Genomic DNA, 23,212 nt, shown 5'->3' with positions numbered 1-23,212 from the left:
TTAGCGGTCGCCCTGCTGCAGCATCTTGAGAAGATATGCGCCGTACCCGCTCTTCACCAGAGGCTCTGCCCGCTCACGAAGTTCGTCGTCCGTGAGGAAGCCCATCCGCCAGGCCACCTCTTCCGGAGAACCGATCGAGAGTCCTTGACGCTTCTCCACTGTGCGAACGAAGTCGGTGGCTTCGCTCAGCGAGTCGAACGTGCCGGTATCCAGCCACGCAGTCCCCCGCGGCAGGAGCTCGACTTTCAGCGCTCCCCGCTCGAGGTAGGTGCGGTTGACATCCGTGATTTCCAGCTCGCCGCGAGGCGAGGGCGCGAGCGATTTCGCGATCTCGATGACATCGTTGTCGTAGAAGTACAGACCCGGGACCGCATAGTTGCTCTTGGGCCGCTCAGGTTTCTCCTCCAGCGAGACAACACGGCCTTCAGGGTCGAACTCGACCACACCGTATGCGGTCGGGTCATCGACCCAGTAGCCGAAGACCACACCACCGTCCAGCGCGGTGTACTGCCGCAGTCGGGTCCCCATACCCGGGCCATAGAAGATGTTGTCGCCGAGGACGAGCGCCACCGATTCAGAACCGATGTGTTCTTCACCCAGAATGAACGCCTGCGCGAGCCCATCGGGCGACGGCTGTGTCGTGTAGGTAAGCGACACGCCGAAGCGTGACCCGTCGCCGAGCAGCCGCTGGAATTGATCAGCGTCCTGCGGCGTCGTGACGATCAGGATGTCGCGGATCCCTGCCAGCAGCAACGTCGAAAGCGGATAGTAGATCATCGGCTTGTCGTACACCGGAACGAGTTGTTTTGAGATGCCGAGAGTGATCGGGTGAAGTCGAGATCCCGTACCGCCCGCAAGAATGATGCCACGCATGGAACAAGTCTCCCCGATCGAGGCGCTATGCCCAAACCTGTCAGACGGGAGCGCGGGAGAAGTCGAGCAAAGCATCCACGACCCCGTGAGCCGCGGCGATCGCTGCTCGTGATGCCGATGCGTGCCCGTTGGATCGAAGTTCGTCGTGTACGACGGGGTCGGTCAGGGCGTCAGTCAGCGAGGAAGCGAGCTGCTGGACGTCTCCCGATGCGTGGAGGAGTGCGTTGTAGCCGTCGAGAACCTCATGTGCCAGCCGGGGGTCCGAACGAGAGAGATACACCGCTCCGACCGACATCAGCGCGAAAGGAACGAGTGAGGACTGGTGCTCACGGAGATCCACGACTGCCCGCGGACGGGCATCGGCGATCTCATCGCGAAGTGGTGTGCCCTCGTAGTGCGAAGCGACGAATCCCGTCGCGTGACACACCTCTTCGATGGCCGCACGTGTCGCAATGTCTGCCCCGATGGACACCACACAGGAGGATGTGGACTCAGGCAGCGGCGAGGGCAGGACTGCGGGCGCGACCCGGCGCCGAGCCTCCCAGGCGGTCTCGGCTTGTAGTTGTCGCGCAGTCCACCGATTCGGCGCGATGTAGTCGAATTCAGAGCGGTATCCGGCGATGATCTCGGACTGGCGAGCGGAGTCCCCCGGGTGCCAGATGCTCTCAACGGCCGGGAGTAGGTAGACCGGAAGACTGCCGGCCGTGCCGGCCAGCCATACGGCGCGCGCCGACGCGGAATCGCAAGCCACCGCGATCCCTCGGCGCTCGGCGAGCCCATCCACGATGTCGTCCTCCGCCGATGCCGCGATGACCCGCACCTCCGCGTCGCGTCCCGTCTGGGCGATCGCGTCCGAGAGCGCGCCCGCATACTCACGCCACTGCGGATCTGCATCTTCGCCGATGACGAAAGTGACCGGAGCGTCGTCTGAGATCGTGCGAGCGAGTGACTGCGATTCCCATCGACGCCAGAAACGTCGCATCGACGCGAGTTCCCGTTGCCCCTGACTGTAACCCCGAGAGGCCGACTCGTAATGAACGAGCATGGCGGCAGGTTGGTAGTAGCACCGCACTCCGCGCTCCCACGCCCGAAGACCCAGATCCACATCTTCAAAACCCAGCCAGAAGCCATCATCTAGTGGGCCAACTAGATCGAATGCGGCACGGGTGATGTAGACGCAGGCGCCGGAGATCGAGGCGTTGTATCCTGCGACGTTCGCAGTGAGCTTCGTCGCGGGCGAACCGACGTGAAGATGCCCGAACCATTGCGGCGCGAGAAGCCGCGCGTAGTACGTGCCCGCGTACTGAATCCGTCCGTCGGGATAAACGAGTTTCGGCGAGACCATACCGATCCTGGGGTCGATGGCGTAGGCACTGTACTGCAACGCCTCCAGCCACCCCGGCTTGGCAATGATGTCGCTGTTGAGGAGGACGATGTCGTGTGCTGCCAGCTTCATGCCGATATTGACCGTGCCTGCAAAGCCGAGGCGTTCATCCTTGAGGACGACCCGCACCCGGGGAGACTCGAACTCGCGGAGACGTGCTTGAACGGCGGCATCGATGTAATCGTCGACGATGATCACTTCATAGTCGACATTGACGCACGTTTCCTCAATGCTGCGGAGCGCTTCACGCAGGAGCTCGACATCGTTGTAGCTCGGGATGACGATGCTCACGGGGCGGCCATGTGTTGCGTGCCACTCGATCATCGCCCGGTTGGCTTCGAGGCCGCGCGTATTGAGAGTATAGGAGCGACCCGACCGCGATGCTCGGATCCGCTGTTGCCACGGCTCCGGAAGGAGGCGGAGCGCTCGGCGAGCGACGCGCGCAGGGAAGTGTGACATAGACGCGATCCACTCGATGGAAGACGGGCATCCCATGATAACCACTGACACAGCCCCAGACCGACGCCCGCGGATGGTCCTTGTGGCAGCCGATGTCGTCGGCGGAAGGATGGCCGGCCCGGGAATGCGCGTCGTCGAAATCGCGAAGCAGATGTCGCGGGTCGCGGACGTCACCCTCGCCGTCAACAGCGGCGACGACGACGGGTTGAACACGATCGGCGTGCACGTCGCGAGCTATCGCGACAGCGACGAATTGTCTGTCCTCATCGAGCAGCACGACATCGCGTACTGCCAGCTGATCGACCAAGCCGTCGTCCGGAGAGGCATCGCCGCCGGATGTCGGTTTGTTTTCGACCTCTACAACGCGCTCCCCGCCGAGGCCGTCGGCGCCGAGCGCGTCGGCGGTTTCGACACTCAGCCCGAGAAGGACACCGTCTTTCGAGACGTCCTGTCGTTCTTCCGCTTTTGCGTAAGGGCCGGGAGCTACTTCGTGACGTCCAACGAACGGCAACGAGATTTCTGGATCGGCTACATGATGGCAGCCGACGCTCTTCTGCCGAGTTCCCTGCGTGGCCGCCATCCGGCGGAGATCATCGGACTCGTCCCGTTCGGGATGGAAGAAACCCCGCCGGCGTCCTCGACTCATCCGCTCCGCGGCACGCGCGGTATCGGCGCGGATGACACGATCCTGCTCTGGGCAGGAGGAATTTGGGATTGGTTCGACGCAGAGACGCCGATTCGGGCCGTCGCCGACCTGCGGCAGACGAGACCGGACCTCCATCTGGTGTTCTATGGCACGACACATCCGAACGCGTTGATCGGCAAGCCGCGGACGGTCGAACGCGCGCAGCAACTCGCTGCTGACCTCGGCGTGCTCGACGTCGGCGTCCACTTCATCGAGGGTTGGGTACCTGCGGCCGAGCGTGCGGGTTTCCTGCTCGACGCGGATGCAGCGGTGTCGACCCACAAGGAGTCGTTCGAGACGCGGTACGCCTTCCGCACGCGAATTCTCGATCACTTCTGGGCGCAACTACCCAGCCTCGTCTCCGAGGGCGACTGGTTCGCGGACTACATCGCGCAACACGACCTCGGAGAGGTGGTGCCGTACCGTGATGTCGACAGCACTCGAGCAGCCATTGAATCGCTGCTCGATGCTGAGCGTCGCGTCGCAATCCAGACCCACATCGACGGCATCCGAGACGACTGGTCGTGGTCCGCCACAACGGCCCCGTTGCGGGAAGTGGTCGCCAGCTGGACGACCTCCCTTCTACCCGGCTTACTGACGGAGGATCCCCTGATGTCGACACCGGAGCCGCCGCGACGCTCACGGGCGAGGGAGTTCGTCTCACGCACCCCCGTGGGCGCGATCTATCGTCGCCTACGCAAACGGTGATCCGCTGGCTCCGGCCTGCGAAATCTCTCGATGGAATCCTGCGACGCTGTCGAGCACGTCGGACCATCGATATGCGGCGGCCGTGTGCAGCCCAGCGGTCGCGAGCCTGCGTCGCTCGTCGGGATTGGCCAGGAGAGTGCTGATGGCTTCGGCAAGCGCGACGTCATCGTCTTGCGGAACGATGACGCAATTGACGCCGTCCCGACAGAAGTCCCGGTTCCCATGGGAATCAGTCGTGATCACCGGACAGCCGGCCGCCATCGCCTCCAAAATCGGGAGACAGAACCCTTCGTGGCGAGAGGTCTGAACGAACAACGCAGCACTGTTGTAGAGCTCGTTCACCCCAGCATCGCTCGGCCGTTCGTGATACGTGACTCGCTCGTCGCGCATGATGTCGGGTTCGGTCCCGAAGAGCACGAGGGGCGGTCGCTCGGCACCGAGCGAACGCCAGGCGCGTTCGGTCATCGCGAAGTTCTTTTGGAAGAAGGACCGCCCGAGCGCCAAGACGCCGTCCTGTGAACGCGTCCAATTCTCCAATGGGCGAAAAACGGACGGGTCGTAGCCGTTCGGGATCAGCGTGGCCTGCAGGCCTACTCGTGCGAGTTCCTCCCGCTGGTAGGTCGCCTCAGTCTCCGCGATCATCTCTTTGCGGTAGCTCGCGACGACCGCGGCCTGCGCAACCGGATCGTCCGGATAGAACCATGTCTCAAATTCCTGTACGAGATATACGGGGACCCCATGGTTGACAGATGCGAGCCACACAACCTCCGCAGTCTCCCACCATGTGGCGACCTTGATCGCGTCTTCGTTCCGGAGCGAGAGCAAGAGGTCCTCGTATGACCGGTAGGTCACGACAGGCACGTGAAGGTTGAACCAGCTCGGACGGTTTTGGAGTGACCAGATTTCGACAGCGAAGCCACGCGCAGACAACCCGTTGGCCAGTTCGAACACAATGCGAATACCACCGCTGATGCTGGTCGCGTTGAGGACGAAGATGATGCGGATCGGACCCGAATTCGGTGACACCTGGCGTTCCAGAACCCACCGGCGCGGTTCCCCGCTCACGCACGGCTCGGGGAGATTTCGCACATCCAGCACAGTGCTCGCCAGACACAGGGTGCGGATGTTTCCCGCCCAGGCTCGCCGGATCAGCGTCGCAACCTGCTCCGCCAGGGTCATCCCGACAAGGTGACGCCCGGCGACGTCAACACGGTCGATCGCCCAGGACGCCGCATAGAACCCATGGGCCCCCGCCGTCAGAACGTAGCGCGGGATCGCGGTTTGCCCGAGGTCGCGCGCCGCGAGCCCGGACGCGGCCGCCTGGCCCGTCCGGCGATCGATGTCATAGCCCGCAATCCGCCCTTCCGACGAGCGATATCCCGGCGTCACGAAACCGATCTCGCGATCGTGGTGATACTCGTGGGCAGCATGCTGGAGTTCGATGATCCGCGCGGCGTCCGGCAATGACTCAGATGCATCGAGGAACACAAGGTCCCACCGCCGGCGAGTCCGCCGCATCCAATCGAGAACATCGGATGCATCGATGCTCGGGTGATCATCGATCCCGTCCGCAATCGTGAAACTCTGCGGGTGCAACCGGTGAAGATCCACAGCACTGGCGACGTCCGGAGCCAACAGCAGGTGTGCACGGAGAACTTCGCCGGCTTCGTGTAGCCACTCGGAGATGTCAGATTTCGGCTCACCATAGAGGAAGACCACGACATAGCGCCAATGGATACGATGCCACCCGGCGGCTCGCGTCGGCGTGAGGGTCGTGGTCACCCCGTTTGCAAAGGTCGATCCAGACAGCTGGCGCGATGCCCGGACATCGGTTCTTCTTCTCGCGTACGCCCGAGGTCCGAGCCTGATCAGAGTGGCGACCCCACCGAGCTTCCCGGCGATCGCGTCGATCACGCGCGCCGCAAACCTCGTCCCTCGCAGGAAGACCTCCTTCAGCATCGAAGCCCTTCCCTCGCGGTCGATATCAGAGGGTCAAGCCTAGCTCCTGCGGTCGTCGCGGACCGTAGGACTAGCGCCGCAGCCGATAGGGTGATCTGAAGCGTCTACCCGCCATGATGCCGGCCCACCCGTCTCGGTGAGACAGACATCAAGTGCCTGATAACGAAAGCCCGACATGATCGCAATGACGATGATGGTCCGCGATGAAGCGGACGTCGTCGGTGCCATGATCGAACATCACCTCGCACAGGGAATCGATCTGTTCCTGGTGACGGACAATGGCTCGGTCGATGGAACTGTCGAGATCCTCCAATCGTTCGAAGCGCGTGGACTCATCGAGGTGGCCCACGATCCGCGCCATCTCAAGCAGCAGCATGAGGTGGTGACACGGATGTCGCGAGAGGCAGCGGCACGTGGAGCCACCTGGGTCCTCAACGCCGATGCCGACGAGTTCTGGGTCGCGAAAGACCCCGCACTGACGGTCGCCGAAGAACTCAGCTTGATTGATCCTGCGGTGGGCGCGTTCCCCGTACCCGTGATCGATATGACCGGTCCGCCGGCTCTGGCAGGCACAGGTTTGGGCCGACTGGTCTACCGCGATGAGCGACCGGATGAGGTGATGGCGGCACTGGGAATCCACGCCCACTCGACACCCGACGTGGCCTTCGTCGCCCGCCACGACGTCGAGGTGGCACAAGGCAACCACTTCGTCAACGTCGCCGAATCGGCACCACTCGACCCGCAACGTGGCCTGCAGGTCTACCACTTTCCGTGGCGATCCTGGTCACAGTTCGCGCGCAAGGTCGAAAATGCCGGGCGCGCTTACGCGGCATCACCAGACTTACGACCGAGCGCGAATCACCACGGCATGCGTGACTGGCGCCGGGCCCAGGACGGCGTGCTCCGCCCCTCCTATGTGGCTCGGCATCCGTCGAGAACAGAGCTCGCCGACGGCATCGCGCACGGATGGTTCGTCGAAGATCGCCGACTCGCGCACAGTCTCCGATCCCCCACTCCTGACGAGCCGTTGGACGAGGCCGTCGAGGCCGCGGACCGCGAGATCATGTCTGCGCTCGTGGGGGTGGAGCTGCGTCTCAACACTCTGGAACAGGAACATCGTCGCGCATCCGACGACCTCGACTTCGAACGTCGCCATGTCAGGGAGCTCGACGCCCTCGTAGAACGCCTTCGTGACGAAATCAGCGAGTCCCAGAAAGCGACGAGCGCACTCCGAGACGAGTTGGATGCGACCCTCGAAGAGGTTGCATGGGCAAAACGCAGTCGACTCGTGCGGGGGGCACTGCGTCTGAGCAAGGCGATTCACAGCTAGTCACGGGCCCCGGGACCGAACCGGCTAATCTGGAGGAATGCGCAGACTCCTCGTGACCGGCGGAGCCGGCTTCATCGGCTCCAACTTCGTGCACCACGTGATCGAGCACACCGATCACCACGTGACCGTCCTCGACAAGCTGACCTACGCGGGCAATCTTGCCTCGCTCGATGGACTCCCCACCGACCGTTTCACCTTTGTCGAGGGAGACATCGCCGACGCCGCGCTCGTCGACCGCCTGTTGGCCGATGCGGATGCCGTGGTCCACTACGCCGCCGAGTCGCACAACGACAACTCGCTCAACGACCCACGTCCGTTTCTGGACACCAACATCATCGGCACATACACGCTGCTCGAAGCGGCGCGCCGGCACGGGACACGGTTCCACCACATCTCCACCGACGAGGTCTACGGAGACCTGGAACTCGACGACCCGGCTCGCTTCACAGAGGACACCCCGTACAATCCGTCGTCTCCGTACTCGTCGACAAAAGCAGGGTCGGACCTGCTGGTGCGCGCATGGGTACGCTCTTTCGGCGTGGAGGCGACGATCAGCAACTGCTCCAACAACTACGGCCCCTACCAACATGTCGAGAAATTCATCCCCCGCCAGATCACCAACGTGCTCCGTGGTATCCGTCCAAAGCTCTATGGCGCGGGCGAGAACGTGCGCGACTGGATCCACGCTGATGATCACTCGTCCGCTGTACTGACGATTCTCGACAAGGGCGAGATCGGACAGACGTACCTCATCGGCGCCGACGGCGAGAAGGACAATAAGTCCGTCGTCGAGCTCATCCTCACGCGCATGGGCCAGCCCGGCGACGCGTACGACCACGTCACCGACCGCGCCGGCCACGACATGCGCTACGCGATCGATTCGACGAAACTGCGCACCGAGCTCGGCTGGCAGCCGCAGTACCGCGATTTCGAGGCGGGACTTGCTGCCACGATCGATTGGTATCGGAAGAACGAGCCGTGGTGGGCGCCGGCGAAAGACGGCGTCGAGGCGTTCTACGCGAGCAAGGGGCAGTGACGGGCGTGACCGAGTACGGCAAGACCCTCGAGCCCCAGACGACCACGATCCCAGGTCTTGTTGTCTTCGACCTCCCGGTGCACGGTGATGCACGGGGCTGGTTCAAAGAGAATTGGCAGCGCGAGAAGATGATCGCGTTGGGGCTTCCAGATTTCGACCCCGTGCAGAACAACATTTCCTTCAACGATGCCGTCGGCACGACGCGCGGCATCCACGCGGAGCCATGGGATAAGTGGGTGTCGGTAGCGACCGGTCGTATCTTCGGCGCCTGGGTCGATCTCCGCGAAGGCCCGTCCTTCGGAGCCGTGTTCACAACCGAGTTGGATCCGTCCAAGGCGATTTTCGTTCCACGTGGCGTGGGCAACTCCTACCAGACTCTCGAGCCCGACACGGCATACACCTATCTGGTCAACGACCATTGGTCACCTGACGCCGCCTACTCGTTCCTCAATCTCGCGGACGAGTCGGCTGCGATCGACTGGCCGATCCCCCTCGCCGACGTGGAGATCTCCGCAAAGGATCTGGCACATCCGCGACTGGTCGACGTTGTCCCAATCCCCCCCAAGAAGACTTTGGTGCTTGGCGCAAGCGGGCAGCTTGGACGCGCGCTCCGTGTCGCGTTCGGCGACACGGAGAACGTCGAGTACGCCGACCGCGCGGAGCTGGATGTCAGCCGTCCGGACTTGGCGACGGCGCGTCGGTGGCGCGATTACGGTGTCATCATCAACGCCGCCGCATACACGAAGGTCGACGTCGCCGAAACGGCGGAGGGGCGTCGAGATGCCTGGTCCGCGAATGCGGCCGGCGTGGCAGGCCTGGCGCGCATCGCGGCCGACAACGGGATCACGCTTGTTCATGTCTCGAGCGACTACGTCTTCGACGGCTCGCTCGACCGGCCGTACACTGAGTCCGACGCGGTCTGCCCACTCGGCGTCTATGGGCAGTCGAAGGCTGCCGGCGACTTCGCCGCCGCCAGCGCCCCCCGGCACTACATCGTGCGTACATCGTGGGTAATCGGAGACGGCAACAACTTCGTTCGTACCATGGCATCACTGGCGGATCGCGGCGTCGACCCCAGGGTCGTCGACGATCAGTTCGGGCGCCTCACTTTCACCGATGAGATCGCGCGGGGAATTCGTCACCTGCTGGCATCTGAATCACCCTTCGGCATCTACAACCTCACCGGTTCGGGCGAACCTGCGACCTGGGCCGACATCGCTCGTGAAGTCTTCGTTCTGACCGGTCATGACCCGAGTCGGGTCACTGGGGTCTCGACAGCGGATTACTTCGCCGGCTCTGAGGCGACGGTTGCACCGCGACCGCTCAACAGTGTCCTCGACCTCGGCCGCTTGGCCGAATCAGGCTTCACCAGCAACCCTTTCCTCGACGATCTCGCTCACGTCCTCAGCCGGTAGACGACGCACGGCAACGCAAAGCGGCTCGTCTATCCGATGGCGGATCCCGATCCGAAGCGCGCCAGCGTGCCCGCGGTGACCTGCAACACGCGAGGAGACGTGGTTCCGGCGAGATCGATCAGCTTCGTCATCGACTTCACGTGTCGCACGGTGCCCGCCTGCAGCAGGTACACCTCGCTCCGTCCCGGCACTTGCAGGAATGCCGTACCCGCAGCATCGGTGGAGCCGGTAAGTCGGTCACACACCGTCTTGCCGATGGGTGAGGTGGGCGTTCCTGACGCATCGGACAGCGCGTACAGCACCCCGGATGCAGCCAGATACACCGTGCCCCCACAGCTGACCACGGGTGACAGCGTCCCCGCCTGCGCCCACGATGACAGTGCGGACGAGGAGACCTCCGCCACTGCAGAGGACAAGCCGAGGTCATCCGTCACTCCGAACGACGGGACATACAACAGCTTCCCGCCGTCCACCGGCAACCACACTCGGGAATCACCCGCCGCACGAACAAGCTGACCGGGAGTCACCGACAGCAGTGCCGGCCCCACGGTGAACCGCGCCAGAGTCCCCGCCGTCACCTTCAACACCCGCGGCGACTTTCCTGCCAGCTCAACCAGCTTCGAGGGCGACGTCACATGACGCATCACGCCCGCCTGCAACGCGTAGACCTCATCGCGCCCAGAGACCTGCACGAACGCCGACGCCGCCGCATCCTTCGACACCTTCAGCACGCCACAGACCGCCGCCCCCGTAGGCGAAGCCGACAGGCCCGACGCATCAGACAGCGCATACAAGCTTCCAGACGCCGCGAGGTAAGCCTTCCCCGCACACGAAACCACCGGCGACAGCGTCCCCGCCTGCGCCCACGACTTCAGATCGGACGCCGTGATCGTCGCGACCGAGCGAGCGATTCCCAGATCATCCGTGACCCCGAACGACGGAACGTGGAGCACGGCTCCGCCGTCCACCGGAAGCCAGACACGATCATCGCCTCGGACCTGAACCAGTCTGCCGGGCCCCGTTCGCAGCGGGTCGATCCTGTAATTCGCAAGAGCCGCAGGGCTCAGTACTGCCGCGTACGGTGCTGTCGGCTTCGCGTAGGCCGCCAGTGCGGTCGTGTCCAGGTACGGCACGAGCGACGCGCTCGACATTTCGTGAACACGCCCACCCGCGGCGACCCGCGCGAACATCGTCATAGCCGAGCCCGCGCCGAGCTTCGAGAATACGCGCGTGCTGACCCCGGTCAATGTGCTCGCGCAGTCACCACCCCAAGCACGCACCATGTCGCACGTCGCAAATCGATGTGTCGTTCCGCCGTCGAGGTAGGCAACGGTGAATGTCGTGCTGTCGCGCAAGTACCGAGTCGCCGTGCCTCCATCCGCCGTACTCGACAGAAGAAGAGACGACTGTACGGACGTCGGTGATCCGAACGCCGCCTGGTAGGCGGGCCAGTCCGCCGCCGTGACGTGGAACCTCTTACCCTCGGCAACCAGGAAGATGTCCGGTCCTACGCTATAGACACCGCCGTCGACGATCGTGACGCCACCGAACCACTGCGTGTAGTAGTTGTAGAAGTTCCGGTTGCCGTAGGCCGAGCATCCGTCCCCCAAACCGAAGCCAGCTGCGAGAGCCGCGCCATTCGGCTGATAGGGCGTGTAGTTGTACAGAGCGGCCGTCGCATAGTTCTGGATATTCAGAGTCGTCCCGCCGCACGAGGCGTTCGGACTGTAGGCGACGTAGTTGCGGCCTGGCTGCTTCGCGAAATTCGCGGCCTTGTACGTCATGAGCTGCTGGGTGCCCTTGAGGATCTGCGGCCCCACCCCGGCGAACGCCGGGTCGCACGGCGCGGTGTCGGGGCAGGATGCTCCCATCGCGGCCGAGAGGTTCCAGTCCGACGGAGCCTTGCTCGTCGTGAGCCCCTGCTCCTTCTGCAGTGTGACGAGGATGACCTTCGCCGAGATCCCACAGGCCACTTGCACACGGTAAATCAGTTCGGACACCTTCATGGTGCCGCCCTGGATCGCCGAGCAGATGAGGTTGCCTGTCGATTGCGACCGCACTTCACCGCGCGACGAGATCCCCGCGTTCAGCACGTTCAGGCACTTGCCGTTGTTGCAGGTCCCGATCCTGGCGTCGAGGAAGGCCTGGATCTCGGCGGCAGTCATCGCAGTGTTGTCGTAGAACAGCGCGTCGGAGATGATGTTCTCCGCGTTGAAGCCGACGACCGGGGCCGCTTTCACTATGCCCGCATCGACGATCTGCGACGCCTGCTGGGCGTTCTGCTCGACGGCCACCGCCGCGGCCGCCGGGGTCGCAATGGCCAGCGACCCGACGAGCGCGATCACCGCGATCACCGTGCCAGCGAGGCGGGACACCGGCCGGGCGCGGCCGGAAGAACGAGCGATGATTCGGGGGATCATGTGACCATTGTTACTGAAGTCAACGCCTGATACCACCAAAGATCGAACGACACGCCCGAGACACGCCGCTCAAAGCATCCTCAGAGGTCGGCGTGCAGCTGCCACACGCGCTCGGCCGCGCCGGTCCAGGAGAAGGCACGACCGCGATCCCCCGAGAGAACCGCGAGGCGCTCGACGGCGTCGCTCGAGGCGAGCGCCGTCGCCAGGGCCGCGCTCAGACCGTCCTCGTCGGTGAGCAGACCGCCGTCGAGGATGATCTCGCTGTGGACAGCGCTGTCGGTCGCGACGATCGGCACCCCGAGAGCCAGCGCCTCGATCACGCGCCACGGGTAGGCGCTGTCGGTCCGTGGCGCGAGGAGCGCGACGGCATCCGCCAGGATGGCTGCCCGATCGGCGGCATCCATCGCACCTCGCACGGAGACCCGACCCGGTTCCAGGCCCGCCACATGAGCCATCGACAGGACCGCCTCGTCGTCACCGTCCAGGGTATCGAGCACGACCACAGGAAGATCAGAACCGGCCTCGGCGATCGCGGCAAAGGCCACATCCAGTCGCGCGGACGGGGCGGACCCACCGGAGACCACCAAGCATCCGCTCGGCACATCCAGGGCGCGCCGGCGTCCGACCTCGTCGGTCGGCACGGCGAACCCCAGGGGCGCCGCCCCCGGAATCACGCGGATGCGCTCGCCCAGCCGCGCGATCTCCGCGAGGCGATCGGCGAGTGCGTGCGTCGGGACGACCACGGCATCCGCATGCTTGACAGCGCGCTTGAGCATGCTCCGATGCCACGCGACCGCCATTTTCGGTAGCTCCTCGGGATGCTCCCACGCGGCGAGATCCCACAGGGTGACCACGGTCTGATCGTGATCGTGGACACGATCGTGCTTGACGAGCGGCGCGAGAATCGTCGGCGAGTGGAGCATGCCGCGGGGCGCTCCCGACGGCACACCCAACTGCCACGCGGCGGCGAGCTCGCGCCGCGGCAACGCCATGCGGGTGATGCCGGCAAGGCCGGGCACCTCGCGCTCGAGGGTGGCGGCGGCATCCGGTCCGGCGGGTACGGCCGCGGCGACCTCACACCCCTTCGGCGCCGTGCGCACAAGCTCACGGGCGAGCTCGCGCGAAGCGGCGGCCAGGTCGGCATCCGTCGGCGCAACGAGCTGATCGAGCACGACGTGCAGCGTCGCGGTCATCTCTCATCCCTCCGGTGAGGGCGTCGCGGTGGGTGGGTGGAGCGTCGTCTGGATCAGCTCTCGGATGAGAGCCCAGTCGTCGGCGGTCGGTGCTTCCGGATCGATGCCGGCACCCTCGGGAGTCAGCTCGATCGTCGTCACCGGCTGCTCCTTCGCCTTCACCGCCAGCCCCGTGAGGAACGGCAGGAGCGACTCCGGGATGTCGGTTTGGACGAGGTCCTCCCCCGCCGCCGCCACCTCTTGGAAGCGCAAGAGCACGTTCGCGGGAGTCGCCTGCGCGAGAATCGCCTGCTGCAGTTCGCGCTGGCGACGCATCCGGTCCCAGTCGCTCGTCGTGTAGCGAGAGCGCGCGTACCACTGCGCGGTGTCGCCATCCATGTGCTGCGGGCCGGCTTCGATCCAGCCGGTCGCCCACTCGTCGACCGACTGGCCTTCGTACGCGGGTCCGCCGCCCATGGGCAGGCGCTCGAGGACGGTGATGTCGACGCCGCCGAGCGCGTCGACGATATCGGCGAAGCCCTTCATATCGACGAAGACGTAATAGGGGATCTCGATACCGAGGACGCCGGATGCGGCATCCTTCGTGGCCTCGATCGCGGGCGAGGAGCCCTGATCGGCGGCATCCGGATAGATGCTCGCGCCACGATCGGGTTGGCAGACCTCGACCGCGTTCGTCAGCTGGTTCATGCCGGCGGCCCAGCCGCACGTCTGCGACACGTGACCCTCGAACCCATTCGGGTAGAGCTCCTGCATCGGCCCGGCCGCGAACGGGGCGTTCTGCAGGTCGCGCGGGATGCCGGTGATCGTCACGGCGCCCGTGTCGGCATTGACGGAGACAACCGAGATGCTGTCGAAACGCATGGAGTCACGGCCGAGGCCGCTGTCGGCGCCCAGCAGCAGGATGTTGTAGTAGCCGTCGGACGGCGGCACGGACGGGCCGCTGTTGCCGAAGATCGTGGCGAGCGCCTCGCGCGCCGGCCCGATGAGTGACTGCGCCGCGTAGACCGCGCCACCGCTGGAGAGCACGAGGCCGACGATCGCGACCACGGCCGCACCGGCCTTCGACCAGCCGCCGACTTTGACGAAGCGGACAAGCCTCAACGTGTCGGTCGTCAGGACGAGCCAGAGCGCGGCGTAAGCGAGCAGAACGACCTGCACCACGAGGAGCGCCGCACCGTTGGCGAGCGAATAGAACAACGTCGGCCAGAGGCGGGAGGTCAGCAGTGCAAGCAGCGCGATCGTCCACATCACGAGCGTCGCCGTGAGGCCGATGCGCCCCAGTCGTCGTGAGCCGGCGAGGATCTGCGCCGACCCGGGGATGAGGAAGTTGAGCCCAACGAGCCACCAGGCCCGGCGCGTCATGACGGAGGGAGAGGATGCGTCCGGACGCCGCATCGGCTGCGTCTCGATGAGCGGCGACGGCCGCGCTCCCGGCCGCGGGGGTGCCAACGTCACAGGGAGTCCTTCAGCCGACGGTTCTTCTCTTCGACCTGCGCCTGGAGCGTGCGCGCGTACTCCTCGACGCGGTCCGCGAGGTCGTCATCGCCCGCGGCGAGGATGCGCGCCGCGAGCAGGCCGGCATTCTTCGCGCCGTTGATCGACACCGTCGCCACCGGGATGCCGGCGGGCATCTGCACGATGCTGAGGAGCGAATCCATGCCGTCGAGCGTCGCAAGTTGGACGGGCACACCGATCACCGGCAAAGCTGTCAGCGAGGCCAGCATCCCCGGCAGGTGCGCTGCTCCCCCGGCGCCCGCAATGATGACCTTGAGTCCTCGCGACCGGGCCTCGCGCCCGTAGCTCACCAGCTTGTCGGGCGTGCGGTGCGCCGAGACGACCTCGACCTCGTGCGGGACACCGAACTCGGTCAGCGCCTGCGAGGCGTCGCTCATGATCCGCCAGTCCGAGTCGGAGCCCATGACGACGCCGACGAGAGGAGAGTCTGAGGAATGCAGGGCGCGGGTCACCCGTCCAGGGTAGGCGGCTCGGCTGGAAGAATCCCGGAGCGCCACGCAGCCCTGGCCGCGCGTCAGTCTCCGAAGAAGGCCGCCGCCGACCGGGCTTCATAAACCACGGCATCCAGATCATCACCGACGGCGTTCACGTGACCGACCTTCCGGCCGGGACGCGGCGCCTTGCCGTATGTGTGGACCTTGACCGCGGGATGCGCGGCGAGCGCGGCCGGCAGACGGTCCTCGAGTGAATCCGTCGCGGGTCCGCCCAGGATGTTCACCATGACCGACCACGGCTGCAGGATGCCGGGGTCTCCGAGCGGCAGGTCGAGCACAGCGCGAACGTGCTGCTCGAACTGCCCGGTGATCGCACCATCCTGGCCCCAGTGGCCGGAGTTGTGCGGGCGCATCGCGAGCTCGTTCACGAGGATGCGTTCGTCCGCCGTCTCGAACAGTTCCACGGCGAGCATGCCGGTGACGCCGAGTCCCTCGGCGATGGCTTCTCCGATCTGCGCGGCGACCTCGGCGAGACGCCCGGTCGCGTGCGGTGCGGGGGCGATCACTTCGGCGCAGACCCCTCCCCGCTGCACGGTCTCCACGACGGGATAGGTGACGATCTGGCCGGACGGGCGTCGCGCGACCTGCTGGGCGAGCTCGCGCGTGAAGTCCACGAGCTCCTCGACCAGCAGCGGTGTGCCGTCTGACAGCCAATCTGCGGCCTCCGCCGCGTCGGACACCACCCTCACGCCCTTGCCGTCGTAGCCACCGCGCGGAGTCTTGATCACGGCGCGACCGCCATGAGAGGCGAGGAACGCGTCGAGGTCCGCGGCATCCGTGACCTCTGCCCAGTCCGGCTGCGGCATGCCGAGCTCGGAGAGCCGGGCCCGCATGACGAGCTTGTCCTGCGCGTATTGGAGAGCATCGGGCCCGGGATGGACGGCAATCCCCTCGGCGACGAGAGCGCGCAGCACATCCTGAGGCACGTGCTCGTGGTCGAACGTGATGACGTCGACCCCGCGCGCGAACGCGCGGACGGTGTCGAGATCGCGGTAGTCGCCGGTTGCCGTCGCCGCGATCTGGGCCGCCATCCCGGGCTCTTCCGTGAGCACGCGCACATCGACACCGAGTTCGACCGCCGGTGCGATCATCATGCGAGCCAGTTGTCCGCCGCCGACGATTCCGAGAGTCAGTGCCATGCAGCCATCTTCCCAGGTCTGCGAGGGGTGCGCGGCGACGGTCAGGGCAGCGGCGGCGGATCGCCGGGCATGATCGGGATGCTGTGCGAATCGCGGTGCGCGAGGATCTGGCTCACCTCGACCTGGTCGGCGAGCGTCTCGTGGACCAGGCGCACGGAGGGCACGTTCGCGAGTCGGAGGGTGCGGTCCGCGCCCGTGAGGGTCAGCGTTCCCGCGCCCCAGAGCCGCTGCAGCGGTCCGCGGCGCTCGGAGATCGCGTAGCCGCGCGCATGGCTGAGTTCGCTGCGGCGCCGACCGAACAGCCCCGAGCGCTCGATCACGCGCCGCGTGGTGATCGTGTACGTGTGTGACAGCCACCGAATATAGGGCACTACGACGAGCAGCAGGACGATGAGTCCAGCGGCGGCGAAAAGCATCCAGTCCTCGAACGGGGCCGGGAGGTTCTGCCAGAAGTAGCCGACCACGCCGGCCACCCCGATGAGCACCAGGGCGGACCACACCAGGCGACGCGCGTGCGAGCGCAGGCGCGCGACACGCAGTTCGGTCGCCGCGCTGCCCGGAGCGGGCGTGACGGGGCGTCCCTGGTAGGCCGTCGGCTGGGTCACCCCTTCATTGTGCCGATCCGCGTGCGGTTTACAGGCTCGACCGGCCAGGAAACGCCGGATCGACCCCTGAAACGACGATTCAGCCTGTACACGTCACGCGCGCAGATCACCGCAGATGCACGATGTCGGCCGCGGAGACGACCGACTCGACGCCGGCAACGGCGATGACGATCCGCCCCTCCGCGTCCAGGCGCACAGCTTGTCCCTGCAACACCGTGCCGTCCGGCAAGGATGCCGCGACGTCCGCGCCGATCGTCGCGCACAGCGCGGAGACAGTTGGCGCCACGGCGGCGCCGCCGTGCACGGCGAGCGTGGCGATGTCGTCCCGGAGGAAGGTCAGGTAGTCGGCGAGCAGCCGATCCTCGTCGGCCTCCCGGCCGAGCGCGGCGAACGAGGTCGCCGTTGTGACGGGCAGATCCGCGGCCGCCATGGACGTGTTGACGCCGGCGCCGACGATCACGACGTGCGGGTCGGACGGCAAGACCTCCGCCAGAATGCCGCAGATCTTCTGCCGTTCCACGAGCACATCGTTCGGCCATTTGAGCGTGACCTGCAGCCCCGTGAGCTGCGCGGCGATCGCCCGGGTCATCGCCGCGCCGGCAATAAGCGGAATCCAGCCCCGGTCGGCGGGGGCGACGGCGCTCACCCGCAGAACGACCGACACGGCGAGCGCCGATCCCGCCGGTGTCGTCCACGACCGGTCGAGGCGTCCGCGGCCGGCGCGCTGATCGCGGGTGAGCAGCACCGACAGGTGCGGATGCCCGTGGACATCACCCGCGGCGTCGCGCAGGAGTTTCGCGTTGGTCGAGTCGACCTCCTCGATCACCTGGAGACGCGGACTGACAGCGGCGGCGAGCGGATATCCCTCGATCGGCATGGACATGCGCCCACCCTACGCCGCGGCCCACCGCGAGAGTGCACAGCGGAATCGGGATCGCGTTGTCGGTGTCCCCCAACGCCCGAGCCGACCCGATCGCTAGGGTGGAACGCGTGACCGACAGCTTCGACATGTCCACGACCGCCGGCAAGATCGCCGACCTCCGCGCGCGCTACCAGGAGGCGGTCCTCGATGCCGAGGTCGTCGCCCGTGACAAGCAGCACGTCAAGGGAAAGATGACCGCTCGGGAGCGCATCGAACTCCTCGTCGACCCGGGCTCCTTCGTCGAACTCGACGAGTACGTCCGCCACCGCACGAGCGCGTTCGGCATGGACCGCTCCCGCCCCTACGGCGACTCGGTCGTCACGGGCGTCGGCACGATTCACGGCCGCACCGTCGCCGTCTACTCCCAGGACTTCACGACCTTCGGCGGCTCGCTCGGCGAGGTCGCCGGAGACAAGATCATCAAAGTCATGGAGTTCGCCCTCCGCGGCGGCATGCCGATCATCGGCATCCTCGACTCCGGCGGCGCGCGCATCCAGGAGGGCGTGGTCGCCCTCGGAAAGTACGGCGAGATCTTCCGCCTGAACACCGCGGCATCCGGCGTCATCCCGCAGATCTCGCTCATCATGGGTCCCGCCGCGGGCGGTGCGGTCTACTCCCCCGCGCTCACCGACTTCGTGGTGATGGTCGACAAGACCAGCCAGATGTTCGTGACCGGCCCCGACGTCATCAAGACCGTCACGGGCGAGGACGTGGGCATGGAAGAACTCGGCGGCGCGTACACGCACAACACCCGCTCGGGCGTCGCGCACTACCTCGCCGAAGACGAAGATGATGCGATCGACTACGTCCGCACGATGGTCGGCTTCCTTCCCGACAACAACATGGCCGAGATCCCGGTGTACGAGCACGGATTCGAGTGGGAGACGACGGATGCCGATCGTTTCCTCAACACGGTGATCCCGGATTCCCCGAACCAGCCCTACGACATCCACCAGGTGATCTCCCACATCGCCGACGGCGGCGAGTTCCTCGAAGTGCAACCGCTGTTCGCGCCGAACATCGTCATCGGATTCAGCCGCATCGAGGGCCGGACGGTCGGTGTCATCGCGAATCAGCCGTCGCAGATGGCCGGAACACTCAACATCGAGGCGGGCGAGAAGGCCAGTCGGTTCGTGCGGTTCTGCGACGCGTTCTCGATCCCGATCCTCACTCTCGTCGATGTCCCCGGCTACTTGCCCGGCACCGACCAGGAGTGGACGGGCGTGATCCGCCGTGGTGCGAAGTTGCTCTACGCCTACGCCGAGGCGACCGTGCCGCTCGTGACCGTGATTCTGCGCAAGGCCTACGGCGGCGCGTACATCGTCATGGGGTCCAAGCAGCTCGGCGCCGACGTCAACCTGGCGTGGCCGACCGCCGAGATCGCCGTCATGGGCGGTCAGGGAGCGGTCAACATCCTCTACCGCGGCGAGATCAAGAAGGCCGAGGAAGCCGGCGAGGACGTCGCCGCTGTCCGCACGCGCCTCGCGAACGAGTACACGTACAACGTGGCCTCGCCCTTCCTCGCGGCCGAGCGTGGCGAGCTCGACGGCATCATCGAACCCGCCCAGACCCGGGTGTCCGTGGCGAAGGCGTTTCGCGCCCTCCGTGGGAAGCGGGCCAGCCTGCCCTCGAAGAAGCACGGGAACATCCCGCTATGAGCGACGAGGGCCTCGACAGTTCCGGCTCCGTGCAACCAGACAGTCCCGTGCGCCTGCGCGTCCTCCGCGGAGAGCCGACGCCGGAAGAGCTCGCTGCGGTCATGGCCGTCGTCACCGAGGCCTACGAGGGCGAAGCCGCCACTGCCGTGACGGAGGATGCTCCGCTCACCTCGGCGTGGCAGATCTCGGCCCGCGCGCTGCGCCCCCCGCTCCGTCGCGACATCGCCTGGGGCAGATTCGGCGGGTAACGGACCGCATGTCCCCCAAAGTACCTACAGACAACCGCGGGACGGGTCGGCGAGACTAGAACCGCTGGAACGCTTCTGCGTTCGGTCGACGCGCTCTCTGAGCGCATCGACCTTTGCGAGTCGGTTTTCGGGTAACCACTCGCTCAGGCGAGGGGTGTGCGGCTTCGCCACCCCTCGCCTTCCTCATCTCCCCGGCAGTCAGCTCCCGTCGCCGCGGCGCGAGATCTCGTGCCAGAGGTCGACGCTCTCCTCGCCACCGTCGCCAGCGGACCGGCCGACGACCGTGACCGCGACGTCTTCATGCGTGGACGCGCGGATGTACACCCGCTCCGACGTCGCACCGCCGAGAACAGCGGCCAACTCCCGCCGGATGCGGAGGAGGTCGGCATCCATCACTCCCTCGAGGCCACCTTCGTCGAGGACCGTCACCGCGGCACCCCGGCGTCGCGCGTCGGCCAGACGCTCGCGCACGAGGTCGTCGAGGAGCGCGGGGCCCCGGAGGTCATCGCGCAGCGTCCCCTCGGCGATCCGCGCCTGCACGCGTTCATCTTCCGAGAGGCCACCATCCGACTCGATCGTGCGGACGAGCACGGGACCGGCGACGGAGAGTGCACGCTGGATGTGGGTGCGTCGCTCGCGCCGCATGCCCTCCTGCGAGGCGAGCCACTCCGAGGCTGCCCGTTCCAAATCGGTCAGTTCGGCGGTGTCCCGCGCGGCGCGCTCGACCAGCCACGTCAGCAACTGGGCCATGCCGACCCACAGCACCGCACCGACGAGCCCAAGTGCCAAGGCATCTGCCGGTCCGATCCACGCCGTCGCCGAGATCGCGAGGATGACGATCCCCGCCCACGCCGCCCAGGGTCGGCGACGGACCATGACGATCGACATCAGCGCACCGATCGCCCCCAGGTTCCACGTCGCGAAACCCTCGAGTCGCGCATCCTCCCCCACGGCCAGCCAGGTCGCTGAAGGAATGACGGCGGCCACCAGGACGCTCAGCGCCGCCGCCCAGACGGGCAGCACGGAACGTCGTCCCAGCCCTCCGACCACGGCATGGGCGACTTCGCCGGCGGGTCGACGGACGTTCCAGAGGATGCACACCCAGGTCGTCAAGAGGTACAGCACGACCGCCGCGATAAGCAGCAGAGGATGCGCCGGCGTTGTGGTCCACAGGAGCGCCCCGATCGCCAGATAGGTCGTGAACGCGACGGCGAGCGCCGTCAGCACGGACCGGATGCCGACGGTCATCGCGCGTGCTCCCACGCCAAGGTCACGACGGTGCCCGTTCCATCACTGTGGACGCGTGCGCGCCCACCGACCGCGGCGGTACGCGCGACGATCGATCCCCGGATGCCGAGGCGGTCGTCGGGCACCGTCGCCGGGTCGAACCCGCCGCCGGTGTCGGAGATGCGGATGCGGACTCCGGCCCGGTCGGCGACCACCTCGCCGCGGAGGCCGCTCCCTGTGGCGTGCTGGACGGAGTTGGCGAGCGCTTGCATCGCCGCCAGCACGAGAGCGCGAGCGACTCGACCCGGGACGGCGGGAGACGCGGCATCCACACGCGCGTCGAGCGCGATCTCCACCCCGAGGTCCGCGGCAGCCGACTCGATTCCCCGCACGATCACGTCGGGACTCACCGGCTCATCGGACCCCTCCGCGGGATCCTGATCGGCGTTGGCCAAACGGGTGAGCGCTTCGCGGGACATCGAGACGGACAGAGCGCGCTCCCGATCGCTGCGCGCGCGTTCTGCCGCGATGAGGGCGGCCAGCACGCTGTCGTGCATGAGGGCGGCGACCGCTACTCGCTCTTGCTCGGTCGCATCCGCGGCTGCGGCGGCCGCATACGACGAGATGGCATCCCGCCGAGCGGCATCCGTGCCGACGGCGACGGCGCGCAGCATCCACCCGATGGCCATGAGCACGCCAGCCAGGATGATCGCGAAAGCGACGTCCAGCGCGACGCGAGTCAGCTGATCCGGTGCGAAGCCGAGCTGCACGGCCCGGACGACGCCGTAGAGCAGGGGGATGCCGATCGCCCATACGGCCTGGATCGCGAGGCGGAACGTCATCGCGGCGGCGACCGTCGCCACGTTGATGAGATACCAGATCCAGGGCTGGCCGCCGGCCTCCTCGACGCGGCCGGCGGTGACGAGCGGCCACACGATGAGCACGATCGGGAACAGCACGGCGAACACCGTCGTCGTGGTGCGCGTCAAGAAACCGACGAACAGCGCGATGATCATCGCCGTGAGCGGCACGAACACGACGGTCATGAGTGGCTCGTGCCACCGCGGATCCTCCTGCACCGACCCGAGCGCGTTCAGGAATGCCTGCGCACCCAGAACGACCGATCCGATGGCCACGACGAGAGCGAGGATGCGTTCGACGCGCCGCTCCGTGAAGCGTTCGGCGCCCGTCGAGATATCGCCGAGCGGACGCCGCACCGCGGGGTCGACCGCGATGGCAGGCGCGTCAGCGGCCACCGTGGCCGCCCAAATCGCCCGCGACCAGGCCATCCTCCATCGCTCGGCGGAGAAGATCCACCTTCGTCGGCGCCGGGCGGCCGACCTCGACGTACTTGACGCGGACGCGCGTGATGTTCTCTTTCGCGGTCGAATAGGCGATGCCGAGGCGGTCGGCAACGACTTTCAGCGGAAGACCTGCGGCGTACAGGCGCAGGACATCCCGCTCGCGAGCGGAGAGTTGCGCGTCGGCGAAGGCGCGATCGCCCTCGACGGCGCTCGCCCATTCGACGTTGTCGAGCGGCTCCCCCGCGGCGACGGTTGCGATCGCCGAAATCACATCGTCGATGCGCGAGGCCTTGCTGACGATCCCGGCCGCTCCCGCTGTGAGCGCTTCGCGGACAGCCGCGGGACGGTCGGCGACGCTGTGGATGATGACCTGAGAACCATCGCGGACGATACGCCCGACGTTCTCGGTGACCGTCGTGCCGTCGCCCAGCGTGAGATCCAGCACGACGACGTCGGCCGGCACCTCCCGGGAGAACGTGCGCCAGTCGAGATACCCCCGCACGGAGCTTCCGGAGTAGACCACGTGGTGGATGCCGGACCGCGCGCACGCGGCTTCGAGTCCCAGGCGCACCGACTCGTGATCGTCGATCAGTGCCACCCGTGTCATACGGCCAGCCTAACCAGGCTCGCCGGGGGCA

19 protein-coding genes are annotated in these 23,212 nt (G+C 66.4%); 6 read left to right on the top strand and 13 right to left on the bottom strand.

What is annotated here, in order from left to right; translation table 11 throughout:
- Both rfbA and N4R40_RS10495 read right to left on the bottom strand, forming a co-directional pair.
- Window positions 1-873, bottom strand: a complete 873-nt coding sequence (rfbA, locus tag N4R40_RS10500) for a glucose-1-phosphate thymidylyltransferase RfbA (RefSeq protein ID WP_261607324.1) — start codon at window positions 871-873, stop codon at window positions 1-3.
- Window positions 874-913: 40 nt separating this feature from the next.
- On the bottom strand, window positions 914-2,548 hold the full coding sequence (locus tag N4R40_RS10495) for a glycosyltransferase family 2 protein (RefSeq protein WP_261607323.1): 1,635 nt from the start codon (window positions 2,546-2,548) through the stop codon (window positions 914-916).
- A gap of 250 nt (window positions 2,549-2,798) precedes the next feature.
- Here N4R40_RS10495 and N4R40_RS10490 point away from each other — a divergent pair, with 250 nt between their 5' ends.
- Entirely contained in the window at window positions 2,799-4,109 is a 1,311-nt protein-coding gene (locus N4R40_RS10490) for a glycosyltransferase family protein (protein WP_261607322.1), read from the top strand.
- Here N4R40_RS10490 and N4R40_RS10485 read toward each other — a convergent pair.
- Window positions 4,095-6,068, bottom strand: coding sequence for a glycosyltransferase (locus tag N4R40_RS10485; RefSeq protein ID WP_261607321.1), 1,974 nt, complete (start codon window positions 6,066-6,068; stop codon window positions 4,095-4,097). The two genes, N4R40_RS10490 and N4R40_RS10485, sit on opposite strands and share 15 nt — an antisense overlap.
- 175 nt (window positions 6,069-6,243) lie before the next feature.
- Here N4R40_RS10485 and N4R40_RS10480 point away from each other — a divergent pair, with 175 nt between their 5' ends.
- Genes N4R40_RS10480 through N4R40_RS10470 form a run of 3 tightly spaced genes read left to right on the top strand, consistent with a single transcriptional unit; the run spans window position 6,244 to window position 9,849 of the window.
- Window positions 6,244-7,398: a glycosyltransferase family 2 protein gene (locus N4R40_RS10480; RefSeq protein WP_261607320.1), complete on the top strand. Its 1,155-nt coding sequence runs from the start codon at window positions 6,244-6,246 to the stop codon at window positions 7,396-7,398.
- Window positions 7,399-7,435: 37 nt separating this feature from the next.
- Entirely contained in the window at window positions 7,436-8,434 is a 999-nt protein-coding gene (gene rfbB / locus N4R40_RS10475) for a dTDP-glucose 4,6-dehydratase (RefSeq protein ID WP_261607319.1), read from the top strand.
- A 5-nt stretch (window positions 8,435-8,439) separates the two neighbouring features.
- The gene (locus tag N4R40_RS10470) at window positions 8,440-9,849 is read left to right on the top strand and encodes a bifunctional dTDP-4-dehydrorhamnose 3,5-epimerase family protein/NAD(P)-dependent oxidoreductase (RefSeq protein WP_261607438.1); all 1,410 of its coding nucleotides are present in this window, start codon (window positions 8,440-8,442) and stop codon (window positions 9,847-9,849) included.
- Between the two features lie 29 nt (window positions 9,850-9,878).
- On the opposite strand, the gene N4R40_RS10465 is transcribed toward N4R40_RS10470, so the two are convergent.
- From N4R40_RS10465 to N4R40_RS10435, 7 genes are all read right to left on the bottom strand, one after another.
- Window positions 9,879-12,269 (bottom strand): hypothetical protein, encoded by a 2,391-nt coding sequence (locus N4R40_RS10465; RefSeq protein ID WP_261607318.1) that lies wholly within the window; start codon window positions 12,267-12,269, stop codon window positions 9,879-9,881.
- 80 nt (window positions 12,270-12,349) lie between these two features.
- A complete protein-coding gene (locus N4R40_RS10460) occupies window positions 12,350-13,462 on the bottom strand; it encodes a glycosyltransferase (RefSeq protein ID WP_261607317.1) in 1,113 nt (370 codons plus the stop codon).
- Between the two features lie 3 nt (window positions 13,463-13,465).
- Window positions 13,466-14,857 (bottom strand): LCP family protein, encoded by a 1,392-nt coding sequence (locus tag N4R40_RS10455; protein WP_261607316.1) that lies wholly within the window; start codon window positions 14,855-14,857, stop codon window positions 13,466-13,468.
- Window positions 14,858-14,913: 56 nt separating this feature from the next.
- Complete coding sequence (gene purE / locus N4R40_RS10450; protein WP_261607437.1) at window positions 14,914-15,381, bottom strand: 5-(carboxyamino)imidazole ribonucleotide mutase; 468 nt, start codon at window positions 15,379-15,381, stop codon at window positions 14,914-14,916.
- A gap of 110 nt (window positions 15,382-15,491) precedes the next feature.
- Window positions 15,492-16,610 (bottom strand): 5-(carboxyamino)imidazole ribonucleotide synthase, encoded by a 1,119-nt coding sequence (locus tag N4R40_RS10445; RefSeq protein WP_261607315.1) that lies wholly within the window; start codon window positions 16,608-16,610, stop codon window positions 15,492-15,494.
- A gap of 41 nt (window positions 16,611-16,651) precedes the next feature.
- On the bottom strand, window positions 16,652-17,215 hold the full coding sequence (locus N4R40_RS10440) for a PH domain-containing protein (protein WP_261607314.1): 564 nt from the start codon (window positions 17,213-17,215) through the stop codon (window positions 16,652-16,654).
- Between the two features lie 106 nt (window positions 17,216-17,321).
- On the bottom strand, window positions 17,322-18,098 hold the full coding sequence (locus N4R40_RS10435; RefSeq protein WP_261607313.1) for a biotin--[acetyl-CoA-carboxylase] ligase: 777 nt from the start codon (window positions 18,096-18,098) through the stop codon (window positions 17,322-17,324).
- A gap of 125 nt (window positions 18,099-18,223) precedes the next feature.
- On the opposite strand from N4R40_RS10435, the gene N4R40_RS10430 reads away from it, so the two are divergent.
- Both N4R40_RS10430 and N4R40_RS10425 read left to right on the top strand, forming a co-directional pair.
- Entirely contained in the window at window positions 18,224-19,795 is a 1,572-nt protein-coding gene (locus N4R40_RS10430) for an acyl-CoA carboxylase subunit beta (protein ID WP_261607436.1), read from the top strand.
- On the top strand, window positions 19,792-20,043 hold the full coding sequence (locus N4R40_RS10425) for an acyl-CoA carboxylase subunit epsilon (RefSeq protein ID WP_261607312.1): 252 nt from the start codon (window positions 19,792-19,794) through the stop codon (window positions 20,041-20,043). Before N4R40_RS10430 ends, N4R40_RS10425 begins: the two co-directional genes overlap by 4 nt.
- Window positions 20,044-20,241: 198 nt before the next feature.
- Here N4R40_RS10425 and N4R40_RS10420 read toward each other — a convergent pair whose 3' ends face one another.
- Genes N4R40_RS10420 through N4R40_RS10410 form a run of 3 tightly spaced genes read right to left on the bottom strand, consistent with a single transcriptional unit; the run spans window position 20,242 to window position 23,181 of the window.
- Window positions 20,242-21,291 carry a hypothetical protein gene (locus tag N4R40_RS10420; protein ID WP_261607311.1) on the bottom strand — a complete coding sequence of 350 codons (1,050 nt, stop codon included), beginning with the start codon at window positions 21,289-21,291 and terminating at the stop codon, window positions 20,242-20,244.
- Window positions 21,288-22,526 (bottom strand): sensor histidine kinase, encoded by a 1,239-nt coding sequence (locus tag N4R40_RS10415; protein WP_261607310.1) that lies wholly within the window; start codon window positions 22,524-22,526, stop codon window positions 21,288-21,290. Before N4R40_RS10415 ends, N4R40_RS10420 begins: the two co-directional genes overlap by 4 nt.
- Window positions 22,516-23,181: a response regulator transcription factor gene (locus N4R40_RS10410; RefSeq protein WP_261607309.1), complete on the bottom strand. Its 666-nt coding sequence runs from the start codon at window positions 23,179-23,181 to the stop codon at window positions 22,516-22,518. Before N4R40_RS10410 ends, N4R40_RS10415 begins: the two co-directional genes overlap by 11 nt.
- Window positions 23,182-23,212 lie beyond the last annotated feature (31 nt).

The organism is Microbacterium memoriense (genome assembly GCF_025398275.1).
Classification (GTDB): Bacteria; Actinomycetota; Actinomycetes; order Actinomycetales; family Microbacteriaceae; genus Microbacterium; species Microbacterium memoriense.
The sequence above is the reverse complement of the archived record's forward strand: the minus strand, read 5'-3'. Positions and strand labels throughout refer to the sequence as shown.